The 15,342-nt window shown below is 70.9% G+C and carries 14 protein-coding genes; 4 read left to right on the top strand and 10 right to left on the bottom strand.

Going from position 1 to position 15,342, the window contains the following annotated elements:
• Positions 1-153: 153 nt before the first annotated feature.
• Positions 154-954, bottom strand: coding sequence for a DeoR/GlpR family DNA-binding transcription regulator (locus tag AMK22_RS14280; protein WP_073785017.1), 801 nt, complete (start codon positions 952-954; stop codon positions 154-156).
• Between the two features lie 186 nt (positions 955-1,140).
• Between AMK22_RS14280 and AMK22_RS14275 the strand changes: the two genes are divergently transcribed.
• Positions 1,141-2,025 (top strand): SIS domain-containing protein, encoded by an 885-nt coding sequence (locus tag AMK22_RS14275; protein WP_073785015.1) that lies wholly within the window; start codon positions 1,141-1,143, stop codon positions 2,023-2,025.
• 6 nt (positions 2,026-2,031) lie between these two features.
• Positions 2,032-3,048 (top strand): acyl-CoA thioester hydrolase/BAAT C-terminal domain-containing protein, encoded by a 1,017-nt coding sequence (locus AMK22_RS14270; RefSeq protein WP_242433974.1) that lies wholly within the window; start codon positions 2,032-2,034, stop codon positions 3,046-3,048.
• Between the two features lie 66 nt (positions 3,049-3,114).
• On the opposite strand, the gene AMK22_RS14265 is transcribed toward AMK22_RS14270, so the two are convergent.
• From AMK22_RS14265 to AMK22_RS14225, 9 genes are all read right to left on the bottom strand, one after another.
• The gene (locus AMK22_RS14265; RefSeq protein WP_073785013.1) at positions 3,115-3,720 is read right to left on the bottom strand and encodes a hypothetical protein; all 606 of its coding nucleotides are present in this window, start codon (positions 3,718-3,720) and stop codon (positions 3,115-3,117) included.
• A gap of 113 nt (positions 3,721-3,833) precedes the next feature.
• Positions 3,834-4,970: a DmpA family aminopeptidase gene (locus AMK22_RS14260; RefSeq protein WP_073785011.1), complete on the bottom strand. Its 1,137-nt coding sequence runs from the start codon at positions 4,968-4,970 to the stop codon at positions 3,834-3,836.
• A 150-nt stretch (positions 4,971-5,120) separates the two neighbouring features.
• A complete protein-coding gene (locus AMK22_RS14255; RefSeq protein ID WP_079186166.1) occupies positions 5,121-5,888 on the bottom strand; it encodes a 4'-phosphopantetheinyl transferase family protein in 768 nt (255 codons plus the stop codon).
• Positions 5,889-6,214: 326 nt separating this feature from the next.
• A complete protein-coding gene (locus AMK22_RS14250; protein WP_073785007.1) occupies positions 6,215-7,405 on the bottom strand; it encodes an MFS transporter in 1,191 nt (396 codons plus the stop codon).
• Between the two features lie 6 nt (positions 7,406-7,411).
• Complete coding sequence (locus AMK22_RS14245; protein WP_242433973.1) at positions 7,412-7,969, bottom strand: GNAT family N-acetyltransferase; 558 nt, start codon at positions 7,967-7,969, stop codon at positions 7,412-7,414.
• 20 nt (positions 7,970-7,989) lie between these two features.
• Positions 7,990-9,159 carry a type III PLP-dependent enzyme gene (locus tag AMK22_RS14240; RefSeq protein ID WP_073785296.1) on the bottom strand — a complete coding sequence of 390 codons (1,170 nt, stop codon included), beginning with the start codon at positions 9,157-9,159 and terminating at the stop codon, positions 7,990-7,992.
• Positions 9,150-10,496, bottom strand: coding sequence for a DUF6271 family protein (locus AMK22_RS14235; RefSeq protein WP_073785005.1), 1,347 nt, complete (start codon positions 10,494-10,496; stop codon positions 9,150-9,152). Before AMK22_RS14235 ends, AMK22_RS14240 begins: the two co-directional genes overlap by 10 nt.
• On the bottom strand, positions 10,478-11,542 hold the full coding sequence (locus AMK22_RS14230; protein WP_073785003.1) for a phytanoyl-CoA dioxygenase family protein: 1,065 nt from the start codon (positions 11,540-11,542) through the stop codon (positions 10,478-10,480). The genes AMK22_RS14235 and AMK22_RS14230 overlap by 19 nt, the downstream gene beginning before the upstream one ends.
• 807 nt (positions 11,543-12,349) lie before the next feature.
• Complete coding sequence (locus tag AMK22_RS14225; protein WP_107430554.1) at positions 12,350-13,282, bottom strand: helix-turn-helix domain-containing protein; 933 nt, start codon at positions 13,280-13,282, stop codon at positions 12,350-12,352.
• 794 nt (positions 13,283-14,076) lie between these two features.
• Here AMK22_RS14225 and AMK22_RS14220 point away from each other — a divergent pair.
• Complete coding sequence (locus AMK22_RS14220) at positions 14,077-14,652, top strand: TerD family protein (RefSeq protein WP_073784999.1); 576 nt, start codon at positions 14,077-14,079, stop codon at positions 14,650-14,652.
• A gap of 49 nt (positions 14,653-14,701) precedes the next feature.
• A complete protein-coding gene (locus AMK22_RS14215) occupies positions 14,702-15,283 on the top strand; it encodes a TerD family protein (RefSeq protein WP_073784997.1) in 582 nt (193 codons plus the stop codon).
• Positions 15,284-15,342: the final 59 nt, after the last annotated feature.

The following is a 15,342-nucleotide window of genomic DNA, read 5'->3' as shown; positions in this document are numbered from 1 at the left end:
GGAAGGCGGCGGCCCGCCGCTCGGTCAACCGGCTCGCCGCTCGGTCGACCGGCTCACACACGGACGCGGACACGACCGGCCGGCCCGCATAAGGGCCGCGACGGGCGCGGACGCGACGAATGACGGACGACGGAACCGCGGATACCGCGGACGTCAGACGGCCACGACGGTCACCCCGGCCTCGGCGAACCGGGCGGCGGCCTCGGGCGTGATCCCCTTGTCCGTGACGAGGAAGTCGACCTGCCCGAGGTCGCAGACCCGGGCGAAGGCCCGCTTGCCGATCTTCGAGGAGTCGGCCGCCACGACGACCCGCTGCGCCTGCTGGGCGAGCAGCCGGTTGATGCTGGCCTCGCCCTCGTGGTGGACGTAGGCGCCGCGCTCGGTGTCGATCGCGTTGACCCCCAGCACGGCGACGTCCAGGGTGATCTCGCCCAGCACGCCGCTGGCCAGCGGGCCCGTCAGCTCGTACGACTGCGGCCTGGCCACGCCACCGGTCACCACGATCTTGATCTGCGGCCGGATCACCAGCTCATTGGCGATGTTGAGGGCGTTGGTGACGACGGTGAGAGCCGGCTGACCGCCCGGCCCGCCCGAGGCGTCGCCGACGACGTCGGAACGCACCGCCAGCGAGCGGGCCACCTCGGTCAGCGTCGTGCCGCCGGTCAGCCCCACCACCTCGCCCACCGCCACCAGTTCGGAGACGGCCCGGCCGATGGCCTGCTTCTCGGGGGCGTGCCGGCCGGTCTTGTACCGCAGGGCCAGTTCGTAGCCCACTCCGTGCGCGACCGCACCACCACGGGTGCGCGTCAGCAGCTGCTGCTCGGCGAGCTGGTCCAGGTCGCGGCGGATGGTCGCGGCCGAGACGTCCAGCGCGGCGGCGGCGTCCTCGACCTCCACCCGGCCGTTCCTGCCGACGAGTTCCAGCAGCGCGTTCCACCGGGCTTCCCTGGACAAGAGAGCTCTCCTCACGATCCCGGGCTTCGGGCACCCATCCCCGTGGGTACGGTCACCGGACACGCGCAAGCGTCGCACAAGGGCATGCCCGGTCAAGCATTCCGCACGACGGATGCTTGATAATGCTCGCATCACCCATATAGCGTGCATGAACGAGCATCATTCTACGAGTTCGGAGTGCATGAAGTGTCTTTTGTCGAGATCGAGACAGCCAGTCAGCCGGAGTGCTGGCGCCGCGCCGCCGAACTGGCCGGGTCTCAGGCAGGCGTCCTGCCCGTCGCCGGTGAGCGCGTCGCGATCGTCGGCTGCGGCACCTCGTTCTACATGGCCCAGGCGTACGCCGCGCTCCGCGAGGGGGCCGGGCAGGGCGAGTCCGACACCTTCGCCGCCTCGGAGTTCCCCTTCGGGCGCGAGTACGACCGCGTCGTCGCGCTCACGCGCTCGGGCACCACGACCGAGGTCGTGGACCTGCTCGACCGCCTCCGCGGCGTCACCCGTACCGTGGCCGTCACCGCCGATCCCGACACCCCGGTCATGACCGCCGCCGACGACGTCGTCGTCCTGGACTTCGCGGACGAGCAGTCGGTGGTGCAGACCCGGTTCGCCACCACCGCGCTCACCCTGTTCCGCGCCCACCTCGGCCTGCACACCGACGATGTGGTGCGCGACGCCGAGACCGCGCTGGCGGAGCCGCTGCCCGAGGGCCTGGTGGACTGCACCCAGTTCACGTTCCTCGGCCGGGGCTGGACGGTGGGGCTCGCCAACGAGGCCGCGCTCAAGATGAAGGAGGCGTCGCTCTCCTGGACCGAGTCCTACCCGGCGATGGAGTACCGTCACGGTCCCATCAGCATCGCCACCGACACCACCGCGACCTGGATGTTCGGCACCGCGCCCGAGGGCCTGTCGGAGCAGCTGCTCGCGACGGGTGCTCGCTGGGTGGAGGGCGACCTCGACCCGCTGGCGGATCTGGTGCGCGTGCAGCGCCTGGCGATCGCCCGCGCCACGGCCCGTGGCCTGGACCCGGACAGCCCGCGCCACCTGACCCGCTCGGTCGTGCTCACGGACGACTGACGGCCGGTGGACATCGTCGAGCGCGCCTTCGGCGTTCCGGACCCGGGCGCGCGAGAGGCCGTCGACGGAGCCCCTCACGTCCCGCCCCGTCCGGGCGTCCGCGAGGGGTTCCTCGCCATGTCCGCGAACCGGCCCCCGGACAGAGGGGCAGACGGACGAACGGACGGTGACGACGACGGCGTCGGTGTGCTCGTGCTCTCCGGGTCCAGCGGGCGCATCGAGACCGAGCGGTGCCGCCTCCTGGCCCGGGAGGGAATGACCGCGCTGTCCTTCCGCTGGTTCGGCGGGGTGGGGCAGCCGCCCGGCATCTGCGAGATCCCGCTGGAGACCTTCGCTCCCGCGATCGAGGTGCTCCGCGCGTACGGCGCCCGGCGGATCGGCGTCCTCGGTACGTCCAAGGGCGCCGAGGCCGCCCTGCACCTGTCCGTGCTGCTGCCCGGCATCGACGCCGTGGTGGCGGTCTCGCCCACCTCGCTGACCTGGGCCAACGTCGGGCCCGGCAACGACGGCCGGGAGCGACCGTACCGCTCCTCGTGGACCTGGCGGGGGGAGCCGCTGCCGTTCGTCCCCTACGACGACTCCTGGGCCCCGGACCCCGCCCCGCCGGAGGGTGCCCCCGTCGCCGTACGCGGTTTGTACGAGCACAGCCGCCGTACGTTCGCCGACCGGCTCGGGGCGGCGGCGATCGCGGTGGAGAATTCCCGTGCCGACCTCGTGCTCGTCGCGGGCGGGGACGACGCGATGTGGCCCTCGCTCCCCCAGGCGGAGGAACTGGCGGCCAGGCGCAGGGCCGCGGGGCTGCCCGTGCGGTTGATCCGCGCTGCGGACGCCGGCCACCGCCCACGCTTCCCCGGCGAGGGACCGGCACCCGCGTCCGCGCATTTCCTGTACGGGGGCTCACCGGCCGCGGACGCGGCGCTCGGGGCACACGCGTGGCCGCATCTGCTCGATGTGCTGCGCGGGACGCGTGGGCATCGGGACGGTCTACGGCCTCGCCCGGTGCGTCGAGTGCCGCGGCAGTGACGGACGGGTTCCGTGGCTGTGAGGGGCCGGCGTGCGTTCCGGCCCCTCACGGGGCACCGTCCGGTCTCAGGACTCCTCGAAGTAGGCGTCGAGCGCCGCGTCGAGCTGCTCCGCCCACTGCTTGAGGTCGCTCCTGGCAGGCGCCTCGACCTCGGCGTTGAACCACCGGCGGGTCGCCAGGTGGACCGTGACGGTGAACCGGCGGCCGAACCGAGGGGTCTTCACCTCGACCGCCCCGATCTCGTCCCAGTCGAAGTCGGCCTCCTGGTCGTCCAACCGGAACCGGACGCCCTCGTGGTTCACGGTGATCGCCCCACGGCGGTCGCTCACCTCGAACACCGGCCCGTCCTCGGGCCGTTGGCCCTTCTTCTCCTTCCCGCCGGATTCCGGCGCCGCGTCGTCGGCCGTTGCCTCCCCGTCGTCCGCCGCGCCATCGGCCTCGGCCCGGGGCTCGGACTCGACCTCGGCCTCGGCCTCGGTGGCGGCGTCGTCGACGGCGATCGCGGCGGGCGCCGGTTCCTCCGCCTGTTCCTGTTCCTGTTCCTGTTCCTGCTGTCCTCGGCCCGGTGCCGACTTCCCGGCGGTGACGGGGGCCGTGAGGCCGGGGATGTACGCCGGGTCTGTCCCCGCTGCGTACCCGGGCTGGGTGTTCGGATCTATGCGCTGCTCCACGGCGGGCAGTATGGCCGACGAACCTGTACGAGACCAGCGCCCCCCGCACCGGGGGCCCGTACGCCCCGACAACTCCCCCGAACGCCGGGCCGGTACCGGCCCGGCGTGCCGCGTCAGCCCGTCCGGTCCGCCACCAGCCCGGTCACCTCGTCCAGCGGAAGCGCCGGCACGTGGTGGCCGGCCCGTCCGGTCATCGAGTGCGCACCGGTGAGCGCGTTGAGCACCGCTTCCTCCACCGACTCGACCACCGCTCCGTAGAACGGGTCCATCCGCCCCCACGGCACGAAGCGCATCGACTCGTACGGCGCGCTGCCGTCGTCCTCGGGGAACGTACTGGTCAGCGCGGTCGGGTTGGCCGTGGAGAAGGCCAGGAAGAGATCCCCGGAGAAATGGCTGCCGGTGGTTCCGGTACGGCCCAGCCCCAGCGTCGCCCGTCGCGCCAGCGCCTTGCACTGCCCGGGCAGCAGCGGCGCGTCGGTCGCCACCACCACGATCACCGAGCCCGCCCCGGGCGGCACCGGGCGCCCCCCGCCGGTCCCCGGAACCGGCTCGGACACCGTGACCGGGCCGGGCAGTTCGCGCCCCACCGGCACGCCCGCCACCACCAGTTCGCGGCGAGCCCCGAAGTTCGCCTGCACGAACGCGCCCACGGTGTAGCGGTCGGCGCCGTAACGGACCACCCGCGACGCCGTCCCCGAGCCGCCCTTGAAGCCGTAGCAGCGCATGCCCGTGCCGCCGCCGACACACCCCTCCTCCACGGGACCGGAGGCCGCCGCCTCGATCGCGGCTCCCGCGTGGTGCTCCCGCACCGCCGTGCCGTGGATGTCGTTCAAATGGCCGTCCCACGTCTCCGTCACCACCGGCAGCAGCCACTCGGGGGCCATCCCCCGGCAGTTGGCGCGCACCCACTCGACGACGCCCCGGTGCACCGGGCCCACCGCGTACGTGTTGGTGATGAGCACCGGGACGGCGAGCGAGCCGCTCTCCTCGATCCAGGCCGTGCCGGTCATCTCGCCGTTGCCGTTGAACGAGTGCCAGCCCGCCGCGCAAGGGGTCCCCACGCCGTCCCGGCCGCGCGGCAGGAGCGCCGTCACTCCGGTGCGTACGTCGTCGCCCTCGACGAGCGTGACGTAGCCGACCTCGACGCCCGGAACGTCGGTGATCGCGTTCCACCCTCCCGGCTCACCCGTCAGTGGGATGCCCGCCTCACGCGCGCGCTTGCGTCCTTCGTTCGTGTGATCGTCGCTCATGCGAGCAGAGACTACGGGTGGCCCCGGGCCCGGCACGAGGGTGCGACGACGACCGCGGACCCGCTGCGGACCACGTCCCCGGCCGACGGCCGCGTTCCCGGCCGACGGCAGTGCGACGGGTGCCCGGTTCGCCACCGGCCTTTCGGGTCGCTACGGGGTGTCCGGCGCGTTCTCGATGACGATCGCGGTCGCCAGCAGGCCGTCCGCGACCAGCCACCGTCCCCGCAACTCCCTGGGGACCGACGGCGGCGCGGCGGACGGCCGCGGCTGTGTGCCGGAGGACGCTCCCGGTACGACATCCGACACGGCGTCCGGGACTATTCCTGCCACGACATCCGCCCTCGCCACCAACTCCTCGGCGGGCACCAGCAGTTCTGCGGTGAAGGAGCCGTCCGGGCGGAGCACGATGTCGGCCTGCTCGAAGCCCAGCCAGCGATGGGTGAGCGGGAACCACGTCTTGTAGACGCTCTCCTTCGCGCTGAACAGCAGCCGGTCCCAGTGGATCCCGGGGTTCTGGCCGCGCAGTTCGCGCTCGCGCCGCTGCTCCGTCGCGAGCGCGATGCTGTCGTGCACGTCGTCGGGCAGGGGCGCGTGCGGTTCGGCGTCGATGCCGAGGGTGCGGACATCCGCCCGGTGCGCCACCGCGGCGGCTCGGTAGCCGGTGCAGTGGGTCATGCTCCCGACGGTCGCCCGCGGCCAGACCGGGGCACCGCGTTCGCCCTTGAGTATCGGCGCGGGAGCGACACCGAGCGCGCCGAGCGCGCGACGGGCGCAGTGGCGCACCGTCGTGAACTCCCTGCGTCGCACCTCCACGCTGTTGCGGACCAGTTCCTCCTCGGCGGGGAAGAGGGTGGCGTGGGGCGGATCCGAGAACGCTTCCTCCACGACCACCCGCGACGGCAGGATTCTCTCGATCACGGTCTCCCCCTCATTCATCCGCTGCGCCGCCCCGGCGGTACGGCACCGTCCGGCCGGTGCCGTACCCAGCATTCCCCTCGAACGAACACTAGTTGCAGCGGAGCCGAAGGTTCATCGCATCGTGCCTGATACGTGATGCGTGCCACGCGCCCGCCACGTGCCGCGTGACACGTGGTGCCCGGATGCGCGCGGGACGACACCCCGCCCCGGAACGGGAACGGGGCCCGCACGTTTCCTCGGCCGGGCCGACCGGGCCGGGCCCGGCCGGACCGTACATGCCATGGCCGGGCACGCCCGGTCGGGGCACGCACCCGAGACCGGACCGGTCAGGCCCCGCTCGGGGTCGGTTCGGTCTCCGCGATCCCGGGCCAGCGGATCCGGGTCGCGCACACCGATACGAGCAGCGCCGACACGGCGACGGCGCCCATGCCCCACACCAGGCTGCCCGCGCTCGCGATGAAGCCGATCACCGCCGGTCCGGCCAGCAGCCCCGTCGTCCCCATGGCGGCGACCAGGGCCAGGGCCTCCGTGCCCCGGCCCGCCGCCGCCACGTACACGCACGGCGTGACGGCCGCGACCCCCAGGCCGACGCAGGCGAACCCGATCAGTGCCGGGACCGCGCCGCCGGCCAGCAGGGCCAGCGCCAGTCCCACCCCGGCCACCGCGCTGCCGACCTTCACGATGCGCCCGTCGCCCCAGCGGCTGCGCCAGCCGTCGGCGAAGAGGCGCGCCAGCACCATCATCACCGAGACGACCGCGATGCCCATCGGCGCCAGCTGTGCCGACGCACCGGCGACGTCCTTCATGTAGAGGGCGGACCAGTCGTTCATGGCACCTTCGGTGACCGTGCCGAACACCATCGCGCAGCCCATCCAGATGGTCACCCGGGACGGCATGGTCAGCTTGCGCCCGCTCTTCTTCGGGGCCTCCTTCTCCTCGACGCCGTGCTCGTCGTCCGTCAGGAGTCCCGAGCGGGTGAGTCCCACCAGCAGCAGGAGCAGGACGCAGGCGATCCCGAAGTGCACCGCGACCTCCGTCGTCACCGTGTTCACACCGGAGGCGAGGAGCGCGGCGAACAGGGAACCGGCGCTGAAGGTCGCGTGCAGCCTGGACATGGCGGTCCGCCGGTACGTGGCCTCCAGCGTCGCGCCCTGCGCGTTCATCGCGACGTTCAGACAACCCACGGCGACGCCGTCGCAGCAGATCACCGCCAGCGCGACCGGGTAGTTCGGTGCCGCGGCCAGCGCGAGCAGCAGCAGGCTCAGGCAGATCGCCGACAGGAACGCGAGGCGCCGGGACCCCAGACGCCTCATCAGTACCGTCACCAGGGGGAACGACACCGCCGCGCCCGCGCCGCAGGCCATCAGCAGGAGGCCCAGTTCCGCTTCCGAGAGGTCGAGACGTGTCTTGATGGCCGGGAGCCGCGAGGCCCAGGTCGCGTACTGGAACCCGAGAAAGCAGAACAACGCCGCGATCGCGAGTTGTGCCCGGTGGAATTGATCACGGACGCCAAGCATGTGGGATCAGCCTACTTCGTCTTCCAGAGGCGCCCCGAGCGATGGCCCGGTGGCGGAATTCGGTCGCCCGGTGCGGTGGTCCGGCACCGTCCTGGACATGTACACGGCGCCCGGCCCGTAGCCCGGCGGTGGTTCGACATCGCGATGGGCCCGGTATCCGTTCGCCGACCAGAACGTGCCGCTGCCCATGACGGCGATGAGGGAGATCCCCTCGTACCCCTTCGCACCGGCCGTCGCGGTGAAGTGGCGCAGCAGCTTCCCGGCCAGCCCCCTGCCGCGGAACTCCTCGGCGATGACGAGGTCGTGCAGGTGCAGGTTCCGTGAGTGGAAGACGATGTCCTCCGGTCGGTCCAGGTCGGGGTACGCGAGCCTCGGGTAGGGCAGGGCCAGCAGATAGCCGGCCGTCCGCCCCGCGCGGTCGAGCACGAAGCAGGTGCAGGGGGAGGCGTGGGCCCTGGACCGCAGCGCGTCGCGTCCCTCGGACAGGCCGTGGGCGCCGTACACGTGTGCTTCCAGCGCCGTGATGCCGGCCCAGTCGCTCTCGGAGATGTGCCGTACGCGCACGTCGTGATCCGTCCGTCTGTTCACTGTCCGTCCGTCCAGGTGGCGGGAAGGGGGTCGAAACCGTTGAATCCCTGGGTCATGTATCCGGTGGCGTAGGCGCCGCAGGAGAGGATCCAGACCGGGTCGCCAGACGCGACGTCCCTGGGCACGAGGACACGGTTGTGCTCGTGGGCATAGGCGTCGTCGCTGTCGCACGTGGGACCCGCGACGACGGCCGGGACGCCGTCCTCGCCGTCGTGCGTGGGGAACAGCAGCCGGTACTGCAACTGGTCCATCTCGTAGAGGCCGTTGAACTTCCCGCAGCTGAGGTAGAGCCAGTGCTCCCGCTCGCCGTCGTTCTGCTCCCTGGACGAGAGGCGGGCCACGTGTGCCCTGATCGCCCCGTGGTCGGCGACCAGATGCCGTCCCGGTTCGACGAGGAACGCCGGCGGGGACGCGGAGACGGCGGCGAGATGCTGCATACCGTCGCGGATCACGGCGAAGATCTTGTCGACCGGGGGGACCAACGGTCTTCCGCGGTTGTCGAGATAGCCGCGGGCGGGCAGTCCCCCGCCGAGATTGACGTGGTCCAGGACGATGCCCCGCCGGTCCAGGTCCGTGATCACGTCGGCGAGTCGCTCGAAGGTGTCCTGCCACGCCTCGGACGTCATCTGCTGCGATCCGACGTGCACGGAGAGGCCGGACGGGACGAGTCCGGCCGACCGCGCCGCCTCCATGACCCGCACCGCGTCGGCCCCCGAACAACCGAACTTCCGGCTCAGTCCCCACAACGCGCCGTCCCCGGTGGTGGCGAGCCGACAGAACACCCGCGACCCCGGGGCGTGGGCCGCGGTCGCCGCCACGTCCTCCAGGCTGTCGGTCGCGAAGTCCCTGATGCCCAGGCGGTACGCGGCGGCGATGTTCCGGTCCGACTTGATGGTGTTGCCGTAGTGGATCCGGTCGGCCGGTACGCCGGTCGCGAGAGCCTGCTCGATCTCGCGGGGGCTCGCCGCGTCGAAGCCGGCCCCCTTGTCCGCGAGACGGGCGAGGACCGCGTCCACGGGGCACGCCTTCATGGCGAACCGTACGGAGACACCAGGGAGTTCCCGCAGGAGTGCTTCGTACTGCTCCTCGATTCCCGTGAGATCGAAGACGATGCGGTCCTCGGTGGCGGCGGCCAGTGCGGCACGCATCGTCGCGTTCAGACGCATGGCGCCGTCGGGTCCGGGCGGGTCCTCCGGGTCGGCCGGGGCAGCTCGGTGGATCCGCTCGCCCGCACCAGTGGTCCCCACGCCTCGATCAGCAGGGCGAAGTCCTCGATGTCCTCCTGCGCCTCTTCGAGCAGCCGCTCGTGGCGCGGCGCCAGGAAGTCGGCGAACTCCTCGTACCTGCCGCCGAGTCGGCGGTACGAGCGGTCGATGACCGCCAGTCGTCGTACGTTGTCCCCCCGGTCCAGCCGGGCGCTCTCCCTGACCAGCGCGGCTACCGCGTCCGGCCGGACCCGGTGCCGGTCGTCGAGCAGGCCGGCACCGGCCTCGGCCATCCGGTCGTAGATGTGGTTGAGGTAGAGCATCGACAGGAAGAACTTCGTGAACCGCAGCTGGTAGGCCGTGAATCCGGCGTCGGTCCTGCGCTCGGGGGTGTAGAAGTTGACGATGTTGCGGTTGTGCAGCACGCCGGGCAGCGTGCCGTCGTACACCAGGTGCATGAGGAAGTAGTCGCTGCCGATGGTGTCGGTGGCGGGTGGCAGCGGCACGCGCTCGTACACCTCGTCCAGGAAGCTGATGTTGCACATGTCCACACGCATGGGGTCGACATGGGTGAGCGTCGAGTGGTCGCGTACGAACGGGTCGGTGCCCGCCCCCGTGAACGACTCCTCGACCAGTGCCCGCTTCCGCTCGTCCGGCCAGTCGAGAGGGGCCCACAGGCTCACCACGTCGTGGTAGACGTCGTTGTCGAGACGGGCGATCTCACCGATGTCCACGGACAGTTCACCGACGAAGGAGCTGCCCACCATCACCACCGGCTTGCCGTTGTGTTCGGGGTCCAGCGCCGTCTCCGACACGCCGCCCGCCGCGTCGGCGGCGGTCCTTCCGAGCGAGGCGAGTTCGTGGTGGACGGGGAAGACCGGGCGGCCACCCACGACCTGGTAGTCGCTGTCCGAGTCCCGGCGGTGCACCGACACACAGCCCAGCGCGCCCGCGATCAGGAACGCGCGGTTGGTGCAGGCACCGTAGGAGACGCCGGACGGCAGCATGAGGTCGAGAACGAGCTCCGGCTCGACGACACCGGAGCGGCGGACGAGCCGCTCCAGGAAGTCCCGCTGCTGTGCCTCGGAGAAATGATGCACCGTCACGTTCGGCGCCCGGTGCGACTCCTCGACCACCCGCGCGTGTTCGGCGAACGTCTCGGCGTCGGAGGAGTCGAGGATCAGCAGATGCACCTCGACGTCGAAGTGAGTGGCCGCGTGGTCGGCCTCGGCTCCCACGGCCGAAATCGCCGCGGAACAGGCCCTGTTGGTGGGAAGCGTCAGGCAGATACGGCGCATGCCGGCTCCCCGGTCGCACGGTCGGTCTCCTGCTCGTTCCAGGACGCGAGCCCCAGCAGCCGCTCGCCGAGCCCGTTCAGCTCGGCGGTGCCGTACCTCAGCGATTCGTGCTTCGTCACGTCGCCGACGAGGGTCTTGTTCCAGTCCGGTGTGCTCAGCTCGCGCCACGAACCGGTCCGGGACCGGCGCAGTTCCTCGTGCGACTCCAGGGCGGGCATCATGGAGAGGTACTGGACGGCACGCACCTCGCCCCCGGAGGTGTTGCGAGCCACGCCGTGCGCCAGCAACCCGTTCCAGATCAGCAGGTCACCGGCTTCGAGCTCGGGCCGCACGACCGGGAACTCGGCCCGGTCGACGTCCGGCCTGATCGGGTCCCGGTCCGCGGGCTGCGTGACCTTCCACTGCTCGAACCGTCGGAACAGCTCGGGCGAGCACTGGAAGCCGCCGGCCTTTGGACGGGTGTCGTTCAGCGCGATGATGCCCTGCACCCGCTGCGGCAGCACACCGAGCGAGGTGTCCACGTCCCAGTGGAGTTCGATGTCGAAGCCCTTGTCCGTGGGCGCGATGAGCGCGCGGTCACGGTTCTTGATGTTGGGCGGATTGAGGTTGAGCCGGTCCAGGGTCACCCACAGCTCCTCGCAGTCCCACACGTCGACGAACGCGTCGTAGACGCGCCGCGCCTGGCGGCTGTCCCAGATGAGCTGGTGGTGGTACGCCTCGACGAAGCCGTAGACGTGCAGTTCGCGGTCCAGGTCCGTACGGAACGGGCGGTCCTCGTACCACGTGCCGGGCCGGGCCGGGTCGAGGCCCTGGAAGTCCCAGGCGAAGTCGAGCAGACGCTTCGCCGCGTCGGCGGGGATCGCCTGCTTCACGACGACGTAGCCGTAGGTCTGCCAGAAGGCGAAGTCCTCTTCGGACAGCACACGGAGCTCGTGCTTCTTCCGGATGTCCCTCAGCGGTGTCTGGGCCAGGTACGACTCGCCGTCGGAACTGAAGTACGGACGCTGCGAAGCGGCACGGTGCAGGTAGGGGGCAGGAGTCGGCATGCAATCACTCCAAGGGTCGACGTTCTCGGTGGCTGGGCGGGGCCGACCGCTCGCACGGCACTTCCCGTACGGGCGCCGCACGGCGGTGCGCGCCGGTACGAGGAGGGAGCGGAGAGGGCGAGGGAGGCCATGGATCACGTGCCGAGCGGTCGCGGTGCCGACCGGCGTCGACGACATGAGCGCACGGCGGGAGCACACACGGCAGCGGCCCGGATGACAACGCCTCGACGGCAACGATCCGGTGGCAACGGACCCGGGGCCATCCGGTCCGATGGCACAGGGTCCGGTGACGCGACGCGGCCTCGGGCGCCGTCGTGCGGCAGCGGGCAGCGCGACGTTGCCGTACGGCGCGTACGGCGTCGGACATGGACGTCTCGGGCCGGTGCGCCACCACGGCGGGGCGGCGCCGGGTCAGTGTGGCGTCGGGTCCAGCGGCGGCGATTTCGGTCTCAGGAAGTTGACGGTTGCAGGTGTCTTGCACACGGCGTTGCGGTCCTCCGGCGGTGCTCCGGTCGAGCGGTTCCCGCCCTGACTTTCGCCGACCACGAAGAACGCGACAACGTTTTCGGTGTGAACCGAATCGCCTTGTTTGTACGCCCTGTTGGGGATTCCACGGCGTCGGGCGGCCTGGCGTCGCAGGCAGGAACCGACACTGCCATGCGACATGAACCTGCCAATTCACCCCTCGCGAGGGAGCCCACTCCCGCCACTCGCCCCGCGATCAGGCGTCGATCAACCTCGATCGGGCAGCGGTCAGGCAGCGGGGAGACTATCCCACCGAACTGTCAACTCCACCACACCGGGGGGTCATTGATTCATGAGGCACTCGGTGAGCGCGACACCCTCGCGGTTGAGTTCGTAGAGGACACGGGCGCCGGCCCGGTGGCGTCGCACCACGCCCGCGGACACCAGGGCCGACAGATGCTGGGAGACCGTGCTCGCGGCGAGTCCCAGATGGTCGGCGAGAGCCGATGTGGTGATGGGTGTACCCAGCTCGCGGACGACCGAGGCGCGCCCACGCCCCAGCAGAATGGCCAGCCGGTCCGCGCGCGCCGGCTCCGCGGCGCCGCCCCGTTTCGGCTCGGCTCGGAGAATGCCCGCTCCGCGCGCGGCGTAGGAGACCACGGTCCGGCCACCGACGGCCGACCACCAGTGCGCCCCGTCGGCCAGCAGCATCGGCACCAGGGTCAGGCGATCCGCGCCGTCGGCACGTTCGGCCGGGAGCCCCAGTTCGCGCAGCAGCGCCGCACCACCGCTCATCGCGAGGGTGCGCGACCGGAAGAGGATCTCCTCCTCCAGGGAGCGCGCCGGCCCAGTACCCCGCGGCTCCATCGCGGTTCGCCAGAAGCCGGCCAGTTCCACGGCCAAGTACCCGAGCTGCGCCTCGGGTTCACGGATCAGCGCGGCGATCAACGGGTCGGTGAACGCCTCGGGATATTCCCGAGCGAGCTCCTCGCGGACCAGCCCCGGCGGCGTACGCACCATGCCGTCCAGCTCGTCGGCGATACGTCCGCCGCGTGAGGCGACCCCCCCGGTCAGGAACGAGGGAATACGCCTGCGGGGCCGGGCCAGTTCGACGACCGCCCTGAGCCGCGGTGTCAGCGCCCCATACGCCTCGCGGGCCCAGGGCGCATGCGGCCAAGGAGCGTCGCGACCGTGACGGGCCAGCAGCGCCATGCCGCCGAACGCCTGCCACAACTCGCACAACGCCAGCCGCACGTCCGGTAATTGGCGATCCATCAGCACTCCCGGCCGTCACGCACCGGACCTGCCTCCCCGGCCGCGAACGAACCGACCCCGAACGGATCGGGTGCGCGGCGGGCCGCCGAGCCGACGGAGAAGACTCCCTGACCGACATCCCTCGCCCCCGACTCCCTTGATCTGGAAGGGAGTTCATCACGCGAGAGCGGCATGCCGACGACGGCAGTGCGCGACGGATCGAGCATGAACCCCGCCCATTCATCGTGGTCCAGACCAATGATGAACGAGCTTTCGACACCGCTCGCCAACTGTCAAGAATCTTGTGATTCAGGCCACACCTAGATCACCGAAAATCGCCAATCGATCACACAGGGCAACTGGATCTGGTCTAGACATATCGCCTCGACTCCTGTTAGGTTCACGCCCGGATAGACCCCCGCCCGGGCGCATCGACATGCGTCCCGATCGCCCGAATCCCTTGCGGAGCAAGCCATTCGGGCCCCCTCGGCGCGCTCCCGCCCGCGCGACCGCAGCGACCGCCCCCTCGCGCCCACGGTGACGCACCAACACGTCGCACAGGAGCCCCGCACCGCACCCCGACACGAGCCCGAAGGGGATCACCCCCCCCGTGACGACACGGGCATGACACGCAACGGGGCCGCCCCACCCTCACCCGAGGCTTCGTCGGCCGAGTCGGCCACCGACCCGCACGATCCGGCCAGCGTCTCACTGCCAAATCTACAGTGCTGTAGATTTCAGTCTCTGTCACAGAGCGCGCGGACGGTGACTGTCCGGCGTCGTCTTCGGGAAGAACCGGTAAGAGGAGAATCGCTGTGGGTGTGAGCCTCGCCAAGGGTGGAAACGTCTCGCTGACCAAGGAGGCTCCAGGTCTCACCGCCGTACTGGTGGGCCTGGGCTGGGACGTCCGCACGACCACCGGCGCGGACTACGACCTGGACGCCAGCGCGCTGCTGTGCGACGGGGCGGGCAAGGTGCTCTCCAACGCGCACTTCGTCTTCTACAACAACCTCCGGAGCCCGGACGGTTCGGTCGAGCACACGGGTGACAACCTCACCGGCGAGGGCGAGGGGGACGACGAGATCGTCAAGGTCGACCTGGCCGCTGTGCCCGCCGACGTCGCGAAGATCGTGTTCCCCGTGTCGATCCATGAGGCGGAGGGCCGGGGACAGAGTTTCGGCCAGGTCCGCAACGCGTACATCCGGGTGGTCAACCAGTCGGGCGGGGCCGAGATCGCCCGCTACGACCTCAGCGAGGACGCGTCCACCGAGACGGCGATGGTCTTCGGCGAGCTGTACCGCAACGGCGCCGAATGGAAGTTCCGTGCCGTCGGCCAGGGGTACGCCTCCGGGCTGAGCGGCATCGTCGCCGACTACGGCGTCCTTCTCTGACCACCGCTCCCCCACCCGACGACCGGCACAGCCGAGAGGAGAACGCACCATGAGCGTCGACCTGACCAAGGGCCAGCGCATCAGCCTCACCAAGTCCGGCGGCGGCGAACTCACCGTCGTACGCATGGGTCTCGGCTGGAAGGCCGCGCCCCGCAAGGGGTTCCTCGCCCGCCTGACCGCACGCGAGATCGACCTGGACGCCTCGGCGATCCTGTTCGCCGGGGCACAGCCCCAGGACGTGGTCTTCTTCCAGCACCTGACGAGCGACGACGGATCGGTGCGGCACACCGGCGACAACCTCGTCGGCGGGGCCGGACAAGGGGGCGACGACGAGTCGATCCTCGTCGATCTGCAGCGTGTACCCGCCCACATCGACCAGATCGTGTTCACCGTCAACTCGTTCACGGGCCAGACGTTCGAGGAGGTCGACAACGCCTTCTGCCGGCTGGTCGACGAGACCACGGGGCAGGAACTGGCGCGCTACACGCTGAGCGGCGGCGGACGTCACACCGCCCAGATCATGGCCAAGGTGGCGCGCTCCGGGGCTGGTTGGCAGATGACCGCCATCGGCGCCGCCACCCACGGTCGCACCTTCCAGGACCTGCTGCCGGTCGTCGCCGGACATCTGTAGGTCGCACACGCCGTGCCCGCCACCGGGCCGGAACATCGGATCACACATCGGGGGAACGC

The organism is Streptomyces sp. CB01580, assembly GCF_001905795.1.
Lineage (GTDB): Bacteria > Actinomycetota > Actinomycetes > Streptomycetales > Streptomycetaceae > Streptomyces.
This window is presented reverse-complemented; position numbering and strand designations above follow the sequence as displayed.